The following is a 19,471-nucleotide window of genomic DNA, read 5'->3' as shown; positions in this document are numbered from 1 at the left end:
CACCTTCTGGGACGGTGGAAAGGGCCTGTTTCCAAGGCTCAACGCAGATTCAGGGGCCTCAAGGCACCCACACGAATCCGCGATGAGCCAGATATCAAGGCGATGGTTCCCGTCGACGATCTTGATGCTCGGTTTTTCGCCTACCAACTTCAGAGTAAGAAGCATATTGTTTTGGATATGGTCGATACGGCAGGCCATGGAACAGGGAAGCTGGACACAATTCTTCTGAAATCTGTTGATTTAGCACTTCCACCAATCCGCGAACAACGCCGCATAGCCCACATCCTCTCCACCTGGGATCAAGCCATCGTCACCGTGGAAAAACTGCTAAAAAATAGCCAAAACCAAAAATCGGCACTGATGTGCGAACTTCTTTCGCGCAGGAAAGAAGGCGAAGACTGGAAAACTTACCAATTGGGCGATTTATTCACAGAGCGCATCGAAGGCAAGCAAGACAGCCTCCCCCTTCTTTCAATTACACGGGACGATGGCATTGTCTTGCGTGACAGCGTGGGACGCAAAGACACCTCGAATGAGGACAAGTCAAAATACCTGCGCATCTGTCCTGGCGACATTGGCTACAACACCATGCGCATGTGGCAAGGCGTTTCGGCGCTGTCCCAAATCGAAGGCATCGTTAGTCCCGCATACACCATCATTCTTCCAAACGAAAAAATCGATGCGCGCTTTGCGGCATATCTTTTCAAGCTTGAAGAAATGATTTTTACGTTCTATCGCCATTCGCAAGGATTGGTGTCAGATACGTGGAACCTGAAGTTTGAACACTTCAAGAAGATCAAGGTACGCATTCCAATGCTCGCCGAACAGGAGCGTGCCGTGAGGGTTCTGACAGCAGCAGATGACCTCATCAATGCGCACAAGGCCCAAATCAAAAAGTTGCGCAGCGAAAAAACAGCCCTCATGGCCCAACTCCTCACCGGCAAGCGCCGCGTGCGCCTGCCCGCCGAAGAGACGAGCGCCGCATGACCCACAGCGCCCCCGACACCCGCGAACAGGCCGGCGCGCAGCTGCCCGCCCTGCACCTGCTGTGCAACCTGGGCTGGCAGTACCTGAGCGCCGCGGACTGCCTGGCATTGTGCGGCAGCACCCGCGAGGTGCTGCTGGTGCCGCGGCTGCTGGAGGTGCTGCAAACGCGGCGCTACATCTACAAGGGCCAGGACTACCCGCTCTCGCCCGGCGCCATCGACCAGATCGTGCGCGAGCTGTCGGCATTGCCGCTGGGCAATGGGTTGCTGGCAGCCAACGAGCGGCTGTACCAGTTGCTGGCGCTGGGCATCACCGTCACCGAGTTCATGCCCGACGGCAAGAAGCACCAGCCCACCATCGCAGTGATCGACTGGCTGGATGCGGCTGCCAACCGCTGGGATATCACCGAAGAGTGCGAGGTGCTGTCCGCGCAGGGCACGCACAGCCGCACCCCGGACATAGTGGGCTACGTCAATGGCCTGCCGCTGGTGGTGATCGAGGCCAAGCGCCCGGCTGCCGGGCATGCCGGCAAGTCAATGGTGGACGAGGCTATCAGCCAGCAGTTGCGCAACCAGCGCAGTGAGGAGATTCCACAGCTGTTCGGTTACGCGCAGCTGCTGCTGGCGCTCAGCCTGACCGAAGCGCGCTACGGCACTACCCAAACGCCGGCCAAATTCTGGGCGCGCTGGCGCGACGAGCAGTTCGACGAGGCACATCTGCATCGCCTCAAGAACGCCGCGTTGCCCGCGACCACGCGCGATGCGCTGCTGGCCGGCAAGCCGGCGCCACTACGCGCTTACTGCCAGGCGCTGTGGAACCAACCCATGCTGCCGACAGAGCAGGACCGGCTGCTGGCCGGCCTGCTCACGCCGGCCAGGCTACTGGAGTTTCTGCGCAACTTCGTGCTGTTCGACCGCAAGGCCGGCAAGCTGGTGGCGCGCTACCAGCAGTTCTTCGGTATCCGTGCATTGCTGGCGCAGATCCGCAAGATTCGGCCCGATGGCGGCCGGGAGGGCGGCGTGCTCTGGCACACCACCGGCTCGGGCAAGAGCTTCACCATGGTGTTCCTGACCAAGGCGCTGCTGCTGGATGAAGCCCTGCAGGAATGCCGGGTACTGGTAGTCACCGACCGCACCGACCTGGAAACCCAGCTGGCGCGCAACTTCCTGAGCGGCGGCGCGTTCGGCTCGGCGGTCGCCACCCGCAAGGAGGGCGAACGCAGCAAGGCCACCACCGGCCGCGACCTGGCGCAGCGTATCGGCCAGGGCAATGAGCGCATCACCTTCTCGCTGGTGCAGAAGTTCACCACCGCCGCCAAGCTGCCCGAGTGCCGCAACCCCTCGCCCGATCTGATCGTGCTGGTGGACGAAGGCCACCGCAGCCACGGCGGCGAAACCCACGAACGCATGCGCAAGGCGCTGCCCAATGCGGCCTACCTGGCCTTCACCGGCACCCCGCTGCTGAAGGACGAAAAGACCGCCAACAAGTTCGGCCCGATCCTGCACGCCTACTCGATGCAGCGCGCGGTGGAAGACCAAACCGTGGCGCCGCTGCTGTACGAAGAGCGCGTGCCGGAGCTGGACGTCAACGAAGCAGCGGTGAACCGCTGGTTCGACAAGATCACCGCCGGGCTGTCCGAGGCGCAGAGCAGCGACCTGAAGAAAAAGTTCGCCAGCAAGCGCGCGGTGTATGGCGCGGAAAACCGCATCGAACTGATCGCCTGGGACATCGCCGCCCACTACCACGAGCACGTCAAACCGCTGGGGCTGAAGGGCCAGGTGGCCACCGACAGCAAGCGCGATGCAATTCGCTACAAGCGCGCATTGGACCAGACCGGCCTGGCCAGCAGCGCCGTGGTGATCTCCCCACCCGACACCCGCGAGGGCAACAGTACGGTAGACGAAGACAACGCGCCTGACATCCACAAGTGGTGGAAGCAGACCATGACCGATGCTCGCATCAGTCCAGAAGACTACGAGCGCGAAACGGTGCATGCCTTCGGCGGCGAAGGCGAGCCAGACCTGCTGATCGTGGTGGACAAGCTGCTTACCGGCTTCGACGAGCCGCGCAATGGCGTGCTGTACATCGACAAGCCGCTGAAGGGCCACAACCTGATCCAGGCGGTAGCGCGAGTCAACCGCCTGCACGATGCCAAGCGCCACGGCCTGCTGGTGGATTACCGCGGCATCCTGCCGGAGCTGGATACCGCCGTGCGCGCCTACCGCGATCTGGAAACCCGCACGCAGGCCGGCTTTGATGTAGCCGACCTGCAGGGGCTGTATCACGCGGTCAGCAGCGAGTACAAACGCCTGCCCGCACTGCATGCGCGGCTATGGGCGTTCTTCGAGGGGGTGACCAACCGCCGCGACCTTGAACAGTTCCGACAACGCCTGATCCCGCACTTCGTCCGGGACGCCGATGGCGAGGACTACGACGAACGCCAGGCCGTGCGCGAGGACTTCTATGCTGCCCTGACCGAATTCGGTTTATGCCTGCAGACCGCCTTGTCCTCGCGCAGCTTCTTCGAAGACACAGCCTTTCCCGATACGCTAATCGACCGCTACAAGCAGGATCTGCGGTTCTTCTCGGGCCTGCGACTGACCGCCCGGCGCGACGCGATGGAGACCGTGGACTACGGCGTCTACGAAGAACAGATCCGCAAGCTGGTGGACAAACAGGTGATCGGGCGTGAGGTCCGTGAACCGGAAGGCGCCTATGTGGTGCACGAACTGGGGCAGTCGCAGGACCCGCACACCTGGTCGGAGGAAAAAACCCGTAACGAGGCAGACCTCATCCAGACCCGGCTGCGCAAGACCATCGAACAGGACCTGGCCGGCGATCCCTACGCGCAAAAGGTGTTCGGCGAGCTGCTGCGGCAGGCCATCGCCGAGGCAGCCGCCATGTTCGACCATCCGTTGAAGCAATACGCGGTACTGCGGGCATTCGAACAGCGCCTGCAAAGCGAGCAGCCCCCTGGAATTCCTGCAGCGCTGGCCGACAAGCCACAGGCCAGTGCGTATTTCGGTGTCATCCGGCTCGCGCTGGGCGAACAGGCCATGGATGCCAATAGCGCGGAACGGATGACTGAGCTGGTGACGCTGGCCATCACCATCGACGAGGTGGTACGCAACGCGGTGGCAGAACATTCGTTGAACCCGCACAGCATCGAGTCCCAGATTCGTCAGACACTGCTTCCGGCGATGTTCGATCTGCTTGGGCTGGATCACGCCAAGACCATCGTGGACCAGGTGATCCACATCGTGCGCATCGGGCGCAGCCGCGCGTGACAAATGCCGCCCCACAAGACCACATGGTGGTGACCTATGGCGAGCGCCGCATTCACTGCCAGATCCACCGATCCCCCACCCGCCCCATCGCGCGCGTGGCGATCCATGTGGAGCCGGATGGTCGCGTCCGACTGGATGCGCCGCTACAGGCAACCGACGCGCAGATCCGACAGGCCCTCACCTGGCGCGCGCGCTGGATTCACCTGCACCTGACCGCGATCGAAAGCCGCCTGCGACACGTCACGCCCTACGCCTACGTCAGTGGCGAAACCGTGCTGCATCTCGGCAGACGCTACCGACTGAAGGTGACCCCTGACGCAGAGCAGAACGGCGTGCGCCTGCGTAGCGGCTATATCGAAATATGCGTAACCAGCCGGGCGCCCGAAGCGGTACGCACCGCGCTGGAGCGCTGGCAACGCGAGCGTGCCAGACAAGCGCTACCCCAGCGCGTCGCCGACATGGCCGCGCATCTGCGCTGGCTCAAGCAGCCGCCGCCCCTCGCATTGCGGGCGATGCAGCGGCAATGGGGCAGTTGCTCGCCGCTGGGCAGGATCAGCCTGAATCTGGCGCTGATCCGTGTGCCTGCGGTTTGCATCGATTACGTCATTCTCCACGAGCTGTGTCACCTGAAGCTTCACAATCACGGCAAGGGCTTCCATCGACTACTCGACGCCCATATGCCCGACTGGCGAAATGTAAAGCGTCGCCTGGATGGCCTGGCAGAGCTGGCGCTACGTCAGTGAAAGGCGGTTCCACCGCCTGCTGAGCGTCCACCTGACGGTAGCCATGCACAGAAGAGTGGAATTCCCTGTAACCCGCCGATGTGACACCACGGCCAGTCACTGACACACATAGAGTGATGTCGGCGGCCCTTCAGCCGGGCCGCCCCCAGCCGTTATCAGAACATCCGGTGCCGCCGCGCCGCCCGTTGCCCTGAAGGTATCGGGCGGACCAGATTCCAGGCAAGATCACCGGCTGACTCCGTTACGGATGCGCGTGCTTGCGACGTAGACGGCTTGATTGCAGGTTCCAGGAGCGTTGCATGTCCTCGTCCACCGTTACGCAAGAATCCGTTCCCGCCGCTGCGGGCAGCCAGCATGCCGTTGCCGAGCAGGTCCACGGCAAGCCCATGGACAGCACCGAGGCGGCGCACCGAATGGCCTTCCTGTGCCAGACCGAATCGGCGAAGAAGCCGCAGACGCTGTTGCCGCCACAGGTATGCGACGACAACGTGGCCTGAGCCCATCGAAGACGTGCAGCGGTGGCGGCGGCGTTCCGCCGTCGCCACCGCCCATCAGCTGACCGACTGGGACGACCTAAGCACCGTGAGCAAGCTGGTCATTGGGTATCCATCAAGTCCACACTGCATTGGATCCGGATGTTTGCCACGCGCCTGCTGACCTGCCTTGCTGGAAGTCTTGCTGCCTGCAGCGCGCAGGCACGCGCTCCCGTCCTTCCGGCCTTGCCTATCGTGCGAAGCGAATTCGTGGTGGGGGCTGCGTCTCACCTCCGTCGACAACGGGGCGACATGGTCGGCGCCGCAGCGACTGCCGGGCGGCATCCTTGGGCCGATCAAGAACAAGCCGCTGCAGTTGCCGAGCGGACGCATCCTGGCACCCAACAGCCGCGAAGATCGCGGCTGGCGCGCGCATCTGGAATGGTGGGTTGGTGCACATCAGCTACACCTGGAAGCGCCGACGGATCAAGCGTGTGGTGCTCGATCCCACCCGGATCAACGCATGCGGCTCCTGCTAGGCGCCCGCCCCCGCAACGCAGTCTGAGCGCTGTACAACGGCGTGCGGGCACGCCGCCGAGCCTTCGTAATGATGACGATGGCTTCGCCCCGCAGGATTAGCCGATAGCATTGCATGCCGATCATCGTCGGTGAGCTACAGCCAAGACGAGGAATGCGATGCGACGCGTCGATCAACCACGCCTGCCGGGCATGCCTGTCGGACTGCCGGAGCAGGATGCGTCCAATGCAACTGCGACCGCGCGCAATGTCCCACCCACACACCCCGCGCCCGAGCGCCCTACCGGCATGCTCGGCGGCCTGCTCAGATATGTGCCGGGCCACCGGCCCGGTCGCCCCCGTGTGCCACCGACCGTTGGCGCTTCACTATTACAGCGCTCCACAGCACTTCGCCCCTACCGCGACGTCTTATCGCAATGGCAACGACACTACAAGGCAGATCGCGATCGCTGGCACCGCGCATGGCGCGAGGCCAACCGCAACAACCCGGCGACCGAAACAAGCACCGCCCTGGCACTGAAAGCAACAGCCGACATGCTGGAGGACGCAGCCCTACCGGGGAGGGTATCGCTGGAGCTGCACTCAGTTCCCCTCCCACAATTCCCCGATCAGGCATACCGTCTTTCTCATCTGCAGCACATGACGATCAACGCGGCGGGGTTGATGGAGCTTCCCGCCACCATGCAGCAATTCGCGGGCTTGGAAACACTGACGCTTGCGCACAATCCGCTTGACTCGCTACCTACATCCATCGCAAGCCTCAGCCGATTGCGTGAGCTCTCCATCTTTTCCTGCCCGGAATTGAAAGAACTTCCCGAACGCCTGGCGCGCACCAATGCATCCGGCGAGCACGAGGGGTTGGTCAACCTGCAGAAGCTGCAGTTGGTAGGAACCGGGATCACATCGCTTCCGGCTTCCATCACCGGCCTGCAAAGCCTGAAAACGCTACAGATACGCAATTCGCCGCTGTCCGCCCTTGCCCCGGCCATCCATCAAATGCCAAGGCTGGAGGAACTTGATTTGGAAGGCTGCACGGCGCTGTGCAACTATCCTCCGATTTTTGGCGGCAGCGCGCCATTGAAACGACTGAGTCTGAAAGACTGCAGCAACCTGCGCACGCTGCCGCTGGACATTCACCGCTTGACGCAACTCGAAGAACTCGATCTGCGAGGCTGCGAAAATCTATCCAGACTGCCCTCGTCGATCGCCAGATTACCTGCCAGTTGCATTATCCTGGTGCCGCCGCATTTACAAGCGCAACTCGACCATCATCGTCTGATTGCGCGCCCCGCCGAACCAGAGCGGACTGGCCAGGTCGCCCCGGATCTCTCGCCCCCTATTGCCGGCAATCAAGCCAGCGCATCCTCCTCCACGGCGACTACAACCGAACTTCTGCACAAGGTTGCGCTCGAACGCATCGAAGACACCGCACAGGCTATGCTTAGCACGGTCATTGATGAGGAAAGAAATCCCTTTCTGGAAGATGCCCCATCCTATCTTCCAGAAAAGCGCCACCCCGGAACTCCCACCACCTTCGGCCAGATTCCGGTGTTGAAGAAAATGCTGGAGGAAAGCAGGGATGGCCATTTTCTGGCACGGGTGAGCGACATGGCAGGCCCATCCCCAAGGGTCGAAGACCCGACGGAGGAAGGCTTCAGCCGCCACTACACGAACGTCAGCAACTGGAAGGCGCAGAAGAGCGCGCACCTGGGCATCGTCGATCATCTCGGGCAGTTCGTTTATCACGAAGGAAGCCAGCTCGACGCAGCGACGCTGGCCAAGGCAGTCCAGATGTGGAAGACCCGGGAGCTGATTGTCAATGCACACCCCGAAGAACGGGCGCGCCTTCCCTCTTTCACGCTGCACATTCCCGAACGGGTCAGCGACGACTCTGATAGCGAACAGCAAACAACCTCGGAACATTCACGCCAGCGGTAGCGGCAAACGCGACATGCAGAGCGGCCAATCAAGCATTGCTGTGATTGTGCTTGAGCAAATCAGGCAGCGCCTACTTTGGCGAAACGACCCTTTGCACGTGTTTCACTCTTGCTGCAACGCGTCCACCATCCGTCGTACCCGCACGATATCGGTACGCTGATAGTCTCCGCCCAGATCGCGGATATACGGGTGCGGAGACGACACCTGGGCGGCGATCATGCCACGCGCCGAAGCATGGAATTCGTGGGCACCGGTGCGCTGCCGTACCATGCAGAGGTTGTGCTCGGAGAGTCCGGCGCCGGGCATGATGCCGATGCGACCGGCGGCCTGCCGCACCAGCGCGGCGATGACGTCCACGCCCTCGATGGCGCTGGCGCGTGCACCGGAGGTCAGCACGCGTTCGCAGCCCAGCGCGATCGCATCTTCCAGCGCGCGCGCGGGCTCGGCACTGACGTCGATCGCACGATGGAAGGTCACGCCCAGCGGGCCGGCCGCCTCGATCAACACGCGCATCGTGACCCTATCGACCTGTCCATCGCGATCCAGCGCACCCAGCACCACGCCATCGCAGCCCAGCGCCACGCACTGCTGCACGTCGCGGCGCATCGCCTCCACTTCATCGGCACTGAACACGAAGTCGCCCACACGCGGCCGGATCAGCACATACAGCGGAATCCGCAAGCGCGCGCGCACCACCGCCAACGTGCCGAACGACGGCGTCAACCCGCCGCCATCCAGCCCCCCGCACAACTCCACCCGCATCGCCCCGCCGTCCTGCGCAGCCACGGCCGATGCCACCGAATCGGCGGCCACTTCCAGGCCCAACGCACTCATGCGGCCGGCTCGGTGGTGTAGTGGCTGTCGCCGGGCACCAGCAGATCCTGCCGTTGCGCATCGCAGACCGCATAGCTGAAGCCCTTCTGGATCGCAAAGGCGCCCACCTCGCCACGCGTGTTCATCGCCAGGAACCCCACCTGCAGCGTGCGCGTCAGCTCCGGTTTGCGCCGGATCAGCCGCATCACCACCTCGCGGCAGGCATCGGCCGGCGACTTGCCCTGGCGCATCATTTCCACCACTGCAAAGCTGCCGACATTGCGGATCACCTCTTCGCCCACGCCGGTAGAGGTCGCGCCGCCCACCTCGTTGTCCACATACAGGCCGGCGCCGATGATCGGGCTGTCGCCCACCCGCCCGTGCATCTTCCACGCCATGCCGCTGGTGGTGCACGCACCGGACAGATTGCCGTGCGCATCCAGCGCCAGCATGCCGATGGTGTCGTGGTTGTCCTTGCCGCCGGGCAGCTTGGCATCACGCCAGGCGCGGTTTTCCACATTGGCCTCGGGCGAATACTGGGAGGTCTTCAACCATTGCTTCCACGCCGCTTCGGAACTCGGCGTCAACAACCTGGTTTGCGGAAAGCCCTGCGCAAGTGCGAACTGCCGCGCGCCGTCGCCCACCAGCATCACATGCGGGGTCTTTTCCATCACCGCGCGCGCCACCGAAATGGCATGCACCACGTCTTCCAGCGATGCCACCGCGCCACAATTGCCCAGGTGATCCATGATGCAGGCGTCCAGCGTCACCCGCCCATCGCGATCCGGATACCCGCCCAGGCCCACCGTCGGATTGTTCGGGTCCGCTTCGGGCACGCGCACGCCGGCCTCCACCGCATCCAGCGCCATGCCACCGGCGCTCAGGATCTTCCACGCGGCCTGATTGGCGGCCACGCCAAAATCCCAGGTGGAAATCACCCGTGCCTGACCTTTGGGCAATGCCGAAGGACGTACCGCCGCCGTGCCTGCGGCCGCGGCCTGCGCACGCGCGCCCCACCCGGCCAGGCCGGAAGCGATGGCGCCCAGGGTGGCGCTCTTGAGAAAACCACGGCGTTGAATCATCCAGGCGACTCCATGACCAAAACGACTGCCGCGCACCAGGCGGCAGCTTGCCATGATGCGGCAGCACGGCCTGCAGATAAACCGCCTGGCGGCCTGCGTGGATGCGGATCCAGGCACAACGGCCAATGCGCAGCACTGGCCGCCTGGCCCTGCAACGCGCTGCACTCATCGGGTTGCTGCAGGTTCGCCCATGCGCCGGACACGCCTGCCCCACCGCCACCTCACTCGACCGCCGTCTGCTCGTCATCGTCGCGCAACAGGCTGGTCAGCACATGGTCGCGCCACACCCCGTTCAACTGCAGATAACGCCGCGCGCGGCCTTCGATCTGGAAACCCAGCCGTGCCAACACCTGTGCGCTGCGCACGTTCTCCGGCACGTATTGCGCCATCACCCGGTGCAATCTCAATGGACCGAACACGAACGCAATGCCTTGTGCGGCGGCCCACTGCATCAGGCCACGGCCCTGCCAGGCGGCGTCCAGTCCATAGCCCAGATGGCAGGCCTGCAACGCACCGCGCTGAATCTGGGTGAATCCCACCGTGCCGATCACCTGCTGCCCGGTCAGCAGCACCAGTTGCAGTTCGCGTTCGCCTGGCACCGCGCTGCGATAGGCAATGCACAACCTGCGCCAGCCTTCTACGGTGTAGAACGCGGTTGGCCGCAGTGGCATCGCATCGGCCAGGTGCGCGCGATTGCGCACGTGATAGTCGGCCACCGCCGCCGGATCGACGCCGGCCAGGTCGCACAGCGCAACGCCACCGGCATGCCGCTGCGGTGCGAAGGTGGGCAAGCTCATCGTGTGCCCGGGTCGGCGCGACGCCGTGTGCAGGCACCTGCGCCCCCTGCGTGGCAGCCCGTGGCGGCGCCCGCCGACCAGGCATCCAGACAGCGGTTGGAAAGAACCATCCTCACCGGTTCGACTGCAGCGGCCCGCCCTATCCACGCGGCGATGTACCCGGCGCTTGCGCGCATGCCGGTCAGGCGGCGTCGGCAGTCGCCAACGCCTGCGCAACCTGTGCCTCGATGGCATCCAGGTTTGGCAACAGTGCGCTCTGCTCGCCCAGCAGCACGCGCATGTACACGCCGTCCGGTAGTGCGTCTTCGGATGCGTCGGCCAGCAGGCCGTCGCGCGGCACCGAGATCAGCTGAGGAAACGAGGCGGTGAGCAGGGCAAAGTACGGCAGCGCGGGATTGCCGCCCAGCGCCTTCAGCACGATCACCTTGTTGTTGAGTGCGGCCGGCTCTTCGCCCAACCCGCTCAGGCGCGCGAACGACAGCAGCGGCACCTTCCAGCCATACCAGTCGATACGGCCCACCACCCAGCGCGGCATGTCCGCCAGCGCTTCCACCGCCACCCGCGACATTACCTCGGCCACCGTGGCGTTGGGGAGCAGCACGCGCTCGTTGCCTGCCTGGATCAGGACGCCGCGGATTTCGTCGTTATTGGCGTAGCTCATGGCACGGTTCCGGTCTGAAAGAAGGGGCCGGGCTTACGCCGGCCAACGCTGCGCCAGCGCCTGTGCCAGTTGCGCAGGATCGGCGATTAGGATGCCCTGGCGCGCCAGGCGGGCGGCCGCGGCAGGGTCGTAGCAGCCATCGGCGGACTGACCGGCCAACCAGGCACCCTGGCCAGCCAATGCCAGTGCCCCGTCCACCAGCGCCTCGTTGGCGCCGCTGAGCATCAGCACGGCGCTATCGGCCGCCGGCAACGCGGCAATCAGCCCGGCGGGGTCGCTTTGCGTCACGAAGGCCAGCCCGTCCTGGTGCCGCTGTACGCCAACGCCGTCGGCCAGCACGTAGACCCTGGCCGGTGCCACCACCTGCCCGGCTTCGGCCAGATCGACCGGCAGCGCGGACACGCGCCCCATCTGCCGGACCAGGTTACCGTACTGGCCACCGTCCAGGGTCATGCGCACCAGTACGGCACGCGGAAACTCCGGCGGCAGCGCGGCCAGCAGCCGGCGGATCGCATCCGGCCCGCCGATGCCGGCCATCACCAGCACCGCGCCGGTGGGCGCACTCGTGTGTTCCAGGTCCATCAGCGACAGGCCGCCCGTGGACAGTGCGGCCACGTCCAGCTCGGCACGCGCGCGCGTCACCACCTGCACCTCATCGACCAGGCCCCAGGTACTGGAATCGCCAAGCGTTGGCGCCGGCTTGTCATCGGCTGAGCTGGCGACCTGCGCGAACAAGGCATCGCCCGGCACGCTTTCGAAGGCATGCGCGGCCGCTTCCAGGTGCTGGTCCAGCTGCAGGTCCGAATGCTGCCGCGGTTGGATCGCCAGGCCGGGTTCGGGATGCAGCGACGGCTCGCTTTCGGTGCCTGGCGGCAACACGTCGGCATGACCGTGCAGCTTGGCGGCCAGATGGCGCACCCAGCGCTGCGCTTCCCAGCCCTCGCGACGCACCGTGAGTTCGGCCTCGTCGAAGATCACCGTCACGCCAGGCAGGTTGAAGGCCGGCTCCAGGGCTTCGAGCGCATCTTCGATGGCCGGTTCCAGCGCCACCAGCACCGCTACCGGTTCGGCATCGCGCAAGGTCTGCACGTCCACCGCTGCGGGGTCGTCTTCCAGCACCACCTGCGCGCCAGCCGAGGCCAGCGCTTCGCGCAGACGCTCGCGCGCCGGCCCTGGCCGGCCCAACAGGGCCACCGGAGTTCCCACTGCGCCATTAGTCTCGGACACGGGCAATCCCCAGTAGGTCATACACGTTTCGCATCAGATCCAACTCTTGGTAGGGCTTGCCCAGGTAGCGCTGCACGCCGATCTCGAAGGCGCGCTGACGATGCTTCTCGCCACTGCGCGAGGTAATCATCACGATCGGCACCGCCTTGAAGCGCGGGTCGGCACGCATCGCGGTGGCCAGCTCGTAGCCGTCCATGCGCGGCATTTCGATGTCCAGCAGCATCAGGTCGGGCACGCGCTCTTCGAGCAGTTCCAGTGCCTCCACGCCATCGCGGGCGGTACTGACATCCAGGTTGTGGCGTTCCAGCACACGGCTGGTGACCTTGCGCATGGTCAGCGAATCGTCCACCACCATCACCAGCGGCACCTGACGCTGTGCTTCGGCGGGACTGTCCAGCGCCGGACGTGCCGGCTGGCTGAGGTAACGACGCACCAGCGGCGCCACGTCCAGGATCACCACCACGCGACCATCGCCGGTGATGGTGGCACCATAGATACCCGGCACCGAGGCGATCTGCAGGCCCACCGGCTTGACCACGATTTCGCGGTTGCCCAGCACCTGGTCGATCGCCACCGCGGCGCGCAGGTCGCCCGCACGCACCAGCAGCAACGGCACCTGCGCCTGGCCATCGGCACGCGCCGCAGCCTGGCCGACCAGCGAGCCCAGGTCGTGCAGCACGTACTCTTCGCCGGCGTAGTGGTAACCGCCCTCGCCCGACTCGTAACGGCTGCGCGAGATGCGGCCGATACCGCTGACCGACCCCACCGGCACCGCGAACGTGGTCTCTCCAATACGGACGAACACCGCCTGGGTGACCGCCAGCGTCTGCGGCAGGCGCAGGGTGAAGGTGACGCCCTGGCCACGCACCGAGTGGATGTCCACCGAGCCGCCGAGCTGACGCACTTCGTTGCGCACCACGTCCATGCCCACGCCACGGCCGGCCAGCTGGCTGACCTGCTCGGAGGTGCTGAAGCCGGAGGCGAAGATCAGCCCATCGAGTTCGGCATCGCTGAGCTCCTGGCCCGGTTCGATCAGGCCGCGCTGTTCGCCACGGCGACGGATCGCCTCGCGGTCCAGGCCGGCGCCGTCGTCGGCCACTTCCAGCACGATTTCCGAGCCTTCGCGGCGCAGACGGATCGCGATGCTGCCTTCTTCCGGCTTGCCTGCATCGCGGCGTTGCTCGGGCGTCTCCAGCCCGTGCGCGACCGAGTTGCGCAGCATGTGTTCCAGCGGCGCGACCATGCGATCGAGCACGTTGCGATCCAGTTCGCCCTGGGTGCCTTCCAGCAGCAGATGCACCTGCTTGCCGGTGTCGCTGGCGGCTTGACGCACCACACGGCGCAACCGCGGCACCAGGCCATCGAACGGCACCATGCGCGCGCGCATCAGGCCATCCTGCAGCTCGGAGCTGACGCGCGACTGCTGTTGCAGCAGGCCGTCGTACTGACGCGAGAGATCTTCCAGCACGCCCTGCAAACCGCCCAAGTCGGCCGCCGATTCGTTCAAGGCGCGGCTGAGCTGCTGCAGGGTGGAGAAGCGGTCCAGTTCCAGCGGATCGAAGGTGCGATCGCCCTGGTCCTGCTCACGCTGGTAACGCGCCACGATCTGCGCTTCGGTCTCCAGGTCCAGACGCCGCAACTGGTCGCGCAGGCGGGCGTTGGTGCGATCCAGTTCGCCCATGGCGCCACGGAACGCGCCCAGCTGCTGTTCCAGGCGCGAGCGGTAGATCGCCACTTCGCCGGCGTGGTTGACCAGGCGATCGAGCAGATCGGCGCGTACGCGCACCTGCTCCTGCTGCACGCGCGGCAGGAAGTCTTCTTCGGTTTGGCCTTCCACCGGCACCGGTGCCGACAGCGGTGCCGGCTCCACCGACGCCTTGGCGATCGCGCGGACATCGGCGTCGCTGGGCGGGGCGGCATCGCGGCCACGGGTACGGGTTTCGAAGGTTTCCACCAGGTCGGTGGGCATCGCCACGGCGCGGTGCATGCCGGTACGGGTCAGCAACTGATGCAGGCGATCGAAACCACGCTCGAACAGGCGCACGTCGTCGCGGTCGATGTCGGTGCGGTTGGCCGCCACCGCTTCCAGCAGCGATTCGATCGCGTGCCCAAGGTCGCCGATGGCATTGATGCCGGCCATGCGCGCACCGCCCTTGAGCGTGTGCAGATCGCGCTGCAGTCCGTTGAGGACCTCGCGGTCTTCCGGCACTTCGCGCATGCGGGCGATCAGGCCATCGCAGTGGTCCAGCAGGTCGCGACCTTCCTCGACGAAGATGTCGACCAGTTCGCCGTCGAGTTGATCGAAGTTGAGCGGGCCCACATCGAACGCGGCACCGACGTCGTTGCTGCCGGTATCGGTACGCGCGGCGTCTTCCACCGGTGCGCTGAACGCGGCGGTAGGGTCAGCCGGCTCGGCCGCGTGTTCGCTGGCAGAGGCATCGTGTTCGGCAGCATCGGCGTGTTCGGCCTGCTCCATGTGCTCGACCTGGTCTGTCGTGGCTGTCGCATCGATGGATGCAGGCTCGCCAGCGTGCTGCGCGTCGGTCTTGGCGACCGGCTCGGCATGCGACTCGGGCGCGATCTCCGATTGCGGATCGCTCGCCTCTTCCGCCTGGTCGGCCGCATGCGCCATTTCGACCGCCTGCACCGATGCGATGGTGTGCTCGGGCAGCGCCTCATCGGCCTGTGCGGAGTCGTGATGCTGACCGGACGGCGCATGCGCCGTGTCGGCGTGTTCGGCCTCGATCTCGGCAACTTGCTCGCCGTGCGTCGCGTCCTCGACCGCCGTGTATTCGGTCGTCTCGATCTGCTCGCCGGAGTCTGTGCGTGCCTCGAACGGCACGCCCCAGGCTGCAGACTGCTCCGACTGCGGCTGCTCCGCGTGCGCCTCGGCGTCCGACTGCGCAGCATGCTGTGCGTCGGCGTCGTGCGACGCTGCGGCTTCGTCGTCGTTTGCCTGCTTGGCGACGTCATCGGAGTGGAGCGGCGCGCCGACATCGGCATCGGCGTGCACCGCTTCCAGCGCGTCGATGCTCTCGACCGTCGCGTCGTCGGCCACGGTGTGGGCATCGTCCGCGCTGGCAAGCGTCTGCGTCTGACCAAGCGCGGCTTCTGCGTCGGCCAGCTCGTCGACTACGACGGTGTCCGGCGTGGAAACGCGGGTGTCCGCCCCATCTGCAGCTGGATCGCCCGCTGCCACGTCATGCGCAACGAACGAAGCATCCGCATCGGACGCGGCATGCGCCTGCGTGTCAGCCGGTTCGGCCGGCGCCTGCGCTGCGTCGTGCGCCAGCGCCGCGTCGGCAACATCGGCAGGCTGTCGTTCGGTGGCGTCCCAGGCATCGGTTTCGACCGCCGACTCATCGGCCAGCGTGTCGTGTGCGTCGTGGGCCTGCGCTGCAGCGTCGTGGTGGTCGGCGCCCACGGCGTCGCCCTGCACAGTTGCTGCGTCGTCGACTGCCGTCTCCGCCGTGTCGGCGTGCTGATCCTGCGACAGGGCGTCGTGATCGTCCGGCGCCGGTGCCTGCAGCGCATCGGTGGCGTGTTGGCCGGCCTCGGATTCGGCCAGTTCGTCCACCGCCATCGCAGCCTCGGCAGGGACCTCGGCGTCATGCGTGTGGTCGGCCGGCTGCGTCGGCGAGGTGGCGTCGGCGGGCAGTGCACCGGCATCCAGGTACTGCGACAGATCCTCCACGCCGGTCAGTTCGACCGTCGCATCACCAGCAACAGAGGTCTCGCTCTCCGCATCGACGTCGTCCAGTTCTTCCAGGAACGCCTGCGGCGGCCACTGTGCTTCCGGCAGCGTCTCCACCAGAGCACGCAAGCGCGCGGTCAACGGCGCGAACGACGGAATCAACGGCGCCTCGGCGCGCAATGCCGTGACCGTGGTGGCGATCGCTGCGGCCATCGCCGCGATTGCATCGATCCCTTCCGGCGACGGCGTTGCCGATGCCGAGAGCAAACGCTTCACATAGCTCTCGGCCGGCGTCGTCACCAGGGTAATTTCCGGCACGTCGGTCATCGCGAACGCGCCACTCATGGTGTGCACGGCACGCAACAGCTCTTCGGTCGCCAACTGTGGTGCCGCCTGGGTGGCCTGCAGCCAGGCGTTGACGGTTTCCAGGTGCGTGGCGACCTCGGCTTCGAGGATTTCGCGCAGCACACTGTCCACCGATGCCGGGGTTCCCCCGCTGGCGGCAGGCGCACCGGCATCGGCCAAAACCGCAGCCACTTCGGTGGTTGCCGGCGTCGCCGCTGCAGGCACGTAATAAACCTCTTCACCGGCCGCAACGCGCTCGGCAATGGCCTGGATTTCCGGCAGGTCCGCGCTGATGCGGCCCTGGTCGCGCAGTGCTGCGTTGAACTGCGGCAGCACCTCGTAGGCCAGCCCGACCATCGCCACCACCGCCGGACTGGGCGGGCGCGAGTTATCCAGCACGCGGTTGAGCATGCTTTCGATCTTCCAGCTGAACTCGCCGAGCACGCTGGCACCGACCAGGCGGCCGCTCCCCTTCAGGGTGTGGAAGACCCGGCGGATCGTGCGCAGCTTGTCCGGGCTGTTCGGCGCGGCGCGCCAGACCGGTAGCAGCTGCCCCAGGTTGACCAGTTCCTCGTCGAATTCTTCGAGGAACACATCGCGGATGTCGTCATCGATATCGCTGTCGCCGAAGCCGCCGAAGATGCCGGCATCGGCCGCCACCGGCACCGGCGCACTGGCGGGTGCCGGTGCCGGTGCGACCTCGGCTGCGGTCTCGCTGCTGCTCGGCGAAACCGGTGGCCGCTCGGTGTCGAACTGCGCAGCGGCCGCGTCCAGATCGGCCAAAAACGCCGCCGATGCCGCATCCACGTCGAACGCGCTGACCACGGCCTGCTGCACGCGCGGGGGAGCCTGCTCGGCAGCCGCCTCGCTCGGTGTGTCCTGTGCCTCGGGCGCGGCATCCACGAACGGACCTTCCGGTTCCTGCGCCGGAGCCGGCGGCGCTGGCGGCGGCGAGAACGCATCTTCGATGCTGACCTGCGCGCGGCGCGCTTCGTTTTCGGCGATGAAATCCAGCGGCGCTTCGGTCTGATCGGCGTCGCCAGGCAAGGTGATCTGCTCGATCTGCAGCGGCGCCTCATCGGCCCCCACCGGCGCAGCGGCGTGTTCCTGTTCCAGGGCGCTCAGGTCCACGGTGTAGCTGACCTGCGCAGCCTCGCTGGCCAGATGCCCATCCTGCTCGGCCGACACCGGGTCGAACGCGGAAGGTGCAATCGGTGCCGCCTGCTCGGTGGTGTCCAGCCGCCAATCGCCGGGCGCCTGCGCGCCATCGTCGGACAGGTCCAGCGGCGCCACCGTGAACGGCACATGCGCCTGGCCGGACACGGTTTCCTCGGCAGTCACCGGGTCGAACGAAAACACCGTGTCGGTGGCTGCCGCGCCGGTGTCGTGCACCGCGCTGGCCGCGAACGGGGTTTCCACAAGGGTTTCGTTGGCCCATTCCAGCACTGCGGCCGGCGTGGCATCGTTGGCCGCCGCCTCCGGGGTACCGGCAAGCGGCAGTGCGCCGACGGCGACCTGCTGCGGCGCGACGACGCTGCCCGGCTGGTCGGTCCCCACCGGCAATTCGGACGGCTGCCCGGACGGCAACGGCCAGTAGCGCAGCGTTTCCAGGCTGTTGCGGGTGATGTCCAGGATCTCCTCGCGGCCGGGACGGCGCTCGCGCAGGGCTTCCAGGTAGTACTCCAGGCTGGCCATCGCATCGGCCAGCGTGTCCAGCTGGCGGCCGCTGGGCACGCGCTGCTTGCCGATCAACTCCTGATCGACATAGCGGCGCACGCCTTCCAGGTAATCGGCCGCCTGCGGCAGCTCGAGGATGCGCAGCGCCCCGCCGACCTCGCCCAGCAGATGCGGGACCTCGGCCAGCCGGGCATGGTCCCAGTTGGTTTCGATGAAGGCGACGAAGTGTTCGCGCGCCGTACCGAAATTGGCGATCGCTTCCTGCGCCAGCACGTCCACGGTGCGACGCACCTCCGACGAGGTGGCGCTGTTGCTGGCTTCATTGCCATCGCCGATGTCGGCGCCAAGACTGGCGACCTGGTCGTCCAGCGAGGCATCCACGTACAGCAGCGCGCCGGCGATATCCAGCAGCACGCCTTCGTCCATCTGCACCTGGCCATCGACCACGCGCGCCAGCGCATCGCGCTGCTGCACGACGACATTGCGTGCCACGCCCAGGCCCATCATGCCCAGCGTGTCGGCCACGCTGCCCAGATCGTTGACCTGGGTCTGCAGCTCGGCGATCTCGCCGCCGGTGCGCAGGTGCAGGTCCAGCGCGTCCTTGACGCGCAGCAATTCTTCCTTGACCGCGCTGCCAACGGTATCGAGCAGCGCGCGGTTACGCCCGCTCAGGCTGCCGCGTGCGTGATCCAGCTCGGCCTCGGTGGCCATGCCGGCCTGCGGGTCGATCGCAAACAGCACGCTCTCGCTCAAGCCGGGCTGGCCACGGGTGGCACGGATTTCATTGAGCAACGGCAGCAACACGATCGGAATGTCGCGATGGCCGTTTTGCAGGCGTTCCAGATAATCGGGCAGCAGCACGGCACCGCGCATCAGCATGGCGCAGGCCTCGTCGCGGTCGGCGATCTCGCCGACCTGTACCGCCTGGGCCAGCAGTTCCAGCTCCTCGGCGACCATTGCCGGCGCGTACAGCTCGACCATGCGCAAGGTGCCCTGCACCTGGTGCAGGTAGCCGGCACAGAAACGCATCCGGCTGGTGTCGGAGGGTTCTTCGGCGAAGTACTCGATCTCGTTGCGCGCCTGGCGCAAGGTCTCGTCCAGCTCCGGCTTGACCCAACCCAGTGCGGCATGGCTCATTGCATCGCGAAGCGCACTCATTGCAGCCCCCTGACGACGGCCGGCCCACCGCTGGCGCGGCGACCGGTCCCTT

At 65.8% G+C, this 19,471-nt stretch carries 11 protein-coding genes and 1 pseudogene; 6 read left to right on the top strand and 6 right to left on the bottom strand.

Features of this window, described 5'->3' with window-relative positions:
* From XcuCFBP2542_RS08620 to xopL, 6 genes and pseudogenes are all read left to right on the top strand, one after another.
* Positions 1 to 987 (top strand): restriction endonuclease subunit S (locus tag XcuCFBP2542_RS08620; RefSeq protein WP_104603184.1); only part of this gene is annotated, 987 nt, incomplete at its 5' end.
* Positions 984 to 4,274, top strand: a complete 3,291-nt coding sequence (locus XcuCFBP2542_RS08615) for a type I restriction endonuclease subunit R (protein WP_104603175.1) — start codon at positions 984 to 986, stop codon at positions 4,272 to 4,274. The genes XcuCFBP2542_RS08620 and XcuCFBP2542_RS08615, both read left to right, overlap by 4 nt.
* A gap of 23 nt (positions 4,275 to 4,297) precedes the next feature.
* On the top strand, positions 4,298 to 5,017 hold the full coding sequence (locus XcuCFBP2542_RS08610; RefSeq protein WP_104603174.1) for a M48 family metallopeptidase: 720 nt from the start codon (positions 4,298 to 4,300) through the stop codon (positions 5,015 to 5,017).
* A gap of 299 nt (positions 5,018 to 5,316) precedes the next feature.
* Complete coding sequence (locus tag XcuCFBP2542_RS08605) at positions 5,317 to 5,514, top strand: hypothetical protein (RefSeq protein ID WP_104603173.1); 198 nt, start codon at positions 5,317 to 5,319, stop codon at positions 5,512 to 5,514.
* A gap of 247 nt (positions 5,515 to 5,761) precedes the next feature.
* Positions 5,762 to 6,098: pseudogene (locus XcuCFBP2542_RS08600) on the top strand (exo-alpha-sialidase); the annotation flags it as partial.
* A gap of 217 nt (positions 6,099 to 6,315) precedes the next feature.
* Positions 6,316 to 7,965, top strand: coding sequence for a type III secretion system leucine-rich repeat domain-containing effector XopL (xopL, locus tag XcuCFBP2542_RS08595; protein ID WP_223214460.1), 1,650 nt, complete (start codon positions 6,316 to 6,318; stop codon positions 7,963 to 7,965).
* A 102-nt stretch (positions 7,966 to 8,067) separates the two neighbouring features.
* Here xopL and XcuCFBP2542_RS08590 read toward each other — a convergent pair whose 3' ends face one another.
* From XcuCFBP2542_RS08590 to XcuCFBP2542_RS08565, 6 genes are all read right to left on the bottom strand, one after another.
* On the bottom strand, positions 8,068 to 8,799 hold the full coding sequence (locus XcuCFBP2542_RS08590) for a copper homeostasis protein CutC (RefSeq protein ID WP_104603171.1): 732 nt from the start codon (positions 8,797 to 8,799) through the stop codon (positions 8,068 to 8,070).
* Complete coding sequence (locus tag XcuCFBP2542_RS08585; RefSeq protein WP_104603183.1) at positions 8,796 to 9,860, bottom strand: glycosylasparaginase; 1,065 nt, start codon at positions 9,858 to 9,860, stop codon at positions 8,796 to 8,798. Before XcuCFBP2542_RS08585 ends, XcuCFBP2542_RS08590 begins: the two co-directional genes overlap by 4 nt.
* A gap of 221 nt (positions 9,861 to 10,081) precedes the next feature.
* Positions 10,082 to 10,657: a GNAT family N-acetyltransferase gene (locus XcuCFBP2542_RS08580; protein ID WP_104603170.1), complete on the bottom strand. Its 576-nt coding sequence runs from the start codon at positions 10,655 to 10,657 to the stop codon at positions 10,082 to 10,084.
* 181 nt (positions 10,658 to 10,838) lie between these two features.
* Positions 10,839 to 11,318, bottom strand: a complete 480-nt coding sequence (locus XcuCFBP2542_RS08575) for a chemotaxis protein CheW (protein WP_104603169.1) — start codon at positions 11,316 to 11,318, stop codon at positions 10,839 to 10,841.
* A gap of 33 nt (positions 11,319 to 11,351) precedes the next feature.
* Entirely contained in the window at positions 11,352 to 12,524 is a 1,173-nt protein-coding gene (locus tag XcuCFBP2542_RS08570) for a chemotaxis protein CheB (RefSeq protein ID WP_104603168.1), read from the bottom strand.
* 7 nt (positions 12,525 to 12,531) lie between these two features.
* Entirely contained in the window at positions 12,532 to 19,419 is a 6,888-nt protein-coding gene (locus tag XcuCFBP2542_RS08565) for an Hpt domain-containing protein (RefSeq protein ID WP_104603167.1), read from the bottom strand.
* Positions 19,420 to 19,471 lie beyond the last annotated feature (52 nt).

Origin of the sequence: Xanthomonas cucurbitae (assembly GCF_002939885.1) — a bacterium.
In the GTDB taxonomy this organism is placed as follows: domain Bacteria; phylum Pseudomonadota; class Gammaproteobacteria; order Xanthomonadales; family Xanthomonadaceae; genus Xanthomonas; species Xanthomonas cucurbitae.
The sequence above is the reverse complement of the archived record's forward strand: the minus strand, read 5'-3'. Positions and strand labels throughout refer to the sequence as shown.